Annotated in this window: 2 protein-coding genes and 1 pseudogene; all 3 read right to left on the bottom strand. The window is 57.8% G+C overall.

The genetic code is table 11. From position 1 onward, the window contains the following. Positions 1 to 208: pseudogene (locus tag I5W_RS22880) on the bottom strand (formyltransferase); the annotation flags it as partial. Further along, a complete protein-coding gene (locus I5W_RS22875) occupies positions 205 to 1,161 on the bottom strand; it encodes a glycosyltransferase (protein ID WP_017450972.1) in 957 nt (318 codons plus the stop codon). The gene I5W_RS22875 and the pseudogene I5W_RS22880, both read right to left, overlap by 4 nt. Before the next feature lie 184 nt (positions 1,162 to 1,345). Further along, on the bottom strand, positions 1,346 to 1,748 hold a 403-nt coding region (locus I5W_RS22870), incomplete at its 5' end, for a DegT/DnrJ/EryC1/StrS family aminotransferase (RefSeq protein WP_044530973.1).

The following is a 1,748-nucleotide window of genomic DNA, read 5'->3' as shown; positions in this document are numbered from 1 at the left end:
TGGGCCAGCAATTGCGCGACTGGGGATCGGTCGGGGTGATGCAGGGGATGCCATGTTCACGGCACACACCAGCGACCGAACCGAACCAGATGTTCTCGGTGGCGCTGTCTTCGTGGGTGACCACCAGCGAGATCTGCACGCCGCGGGCGAGCAAGACCTTCAGGCAGCGCACCCNCACGTCATGGTAGGCGAATACGACGGCGTTCATAATGCTTGCTTGTCTTCTGAAGAGGATTGCTCAAGGATGGCCTGCACCACATAGCGCGGGCGCGAACGTACTTGCATGTAGATACGGCCGATGTATTCACCCAAGAGGCCGATCGAGAACAGGATCACGCCCATCAGGAAGAAGCTGATCGCAAAGAGGGTGAAGACCCCGCCCACTTCGGCGCCGATCAACAGGCGGCGCAGTACGATCAGGATGAACAGTGCGGCAGAGGCGAAGGACAGGCCGATGCCCAGCAGCGAAAAGAATTGCAGCGGCACCAGCGAGAAACCGGTCACCAGATCGAAGTTCAGGCGGATGAGGCTATAGAAGGAGTATTTCGATTCCCCGGCCGAGCGCTCCTCGTGCTCCACCACGATCTCGGTGGGATTGCGTGAGAAGGTATAGGCCAGGGCCGGTACGAAAGTATTCACTTCGCGGCATTTGTTGACCAGATCGATGACGTTGCGACCATAGGCACGCAGCATGTTGCCCTGGTCGGTCATCTTGATACGGGTGATCTTCTCGCGCAGGCGGTTCATGGCCTTGGAGGCATAGGTGCGCCAGGCCGAATCCTGGCGCTTGCGGCGAATCGAGCCGACATAGTCGTAGCCTTCGCGCATCTTGGCCACCAGGTTGCCGATTTCTTCAGGCGGGTTTTGCAGGTCGGCGTCCAGGGTCACCACGACGTCGCCACGGGTGGCTTCGAAACCGGCCATGATGGCCATGTGCTGGCCATAGTTGCCATTGAACAGCACCACCCGCGTCACATCCGGGCGCAAGCGATATTGCTCGGCCAGGATGCCGGCGGAGCGGTCACGGCTGCCATCGTTGACGAAGATGACTTCATAGCTGTAGCCCAAGGCGTCCAGCGCCGGATAAAGGCGCTCGAACAGTTTGGAGAGCCCGGATTCCTCGTTGTAAACCGGGATGACGACGGACAGTTCTGGTTTCATCAAATATCGAAATAGGAAATGCTGGAATTACTTGAGTCCAAGCCGCTGGTGCAATAAATCAAAGGCCCGACGCGCCACGATCAAGGTCTGTCGCGGCGCTCAGGCCAAGGCATACAGTACGGCGAAATTGCAAAACGGCAAATAAAACGAATTATGCCGAATTTATTTATCTAAACGGTGAAAATCAGCCGAGCACCGATTTTACCGTTTCAACCGAGCGTTCGACGTCTTCTTTACGCATGGCATTGAACATGGGCAAGGAAACGATGCGCTGGCCCACGCGCTCGGCTACCGGGAACATGCCTTCCTTGAAGCCGCGTTCACGATAAAGCTTCAGCAAGTGAATGGCCGGGTAGTGATAGCCAATGCCGATCTGCTTTTCCATCATCTTTTCCATGAAGGCCGCGCGGGTGATGCGCTCCGGCAGCACCAGCTGGAACATGTGCCAGTTGGAGTTCTCGAAGTCGGGCACCGGCAGCTGGGCGCCGTAGTTGGCTTCGAAATCGCTGCCGAAGCAGGCGAAGTAGTGGCGTGCCAGCTCCTTGCGATGGGCCGTGATCGCATCCACATGGGCGAACTGGCCCAGG

Source organism: Herbaspirillum sp. B65 (assembly GCF_000333555.1).
GTDB classification, from domain to species: domain Bacteria; phylum Pseudomonadota; class Gammaproteobacteria; order Burkholderiales; family Burkholderiaceae_D; genus Herbaspirillum; species Herbaspirillum rubrisubalbicans.
The sequence above is the reverse complement of the archived record's forward strand: the minus strand, read 5'-3'. Positions and strand labels throughout refer to the sequence as shown.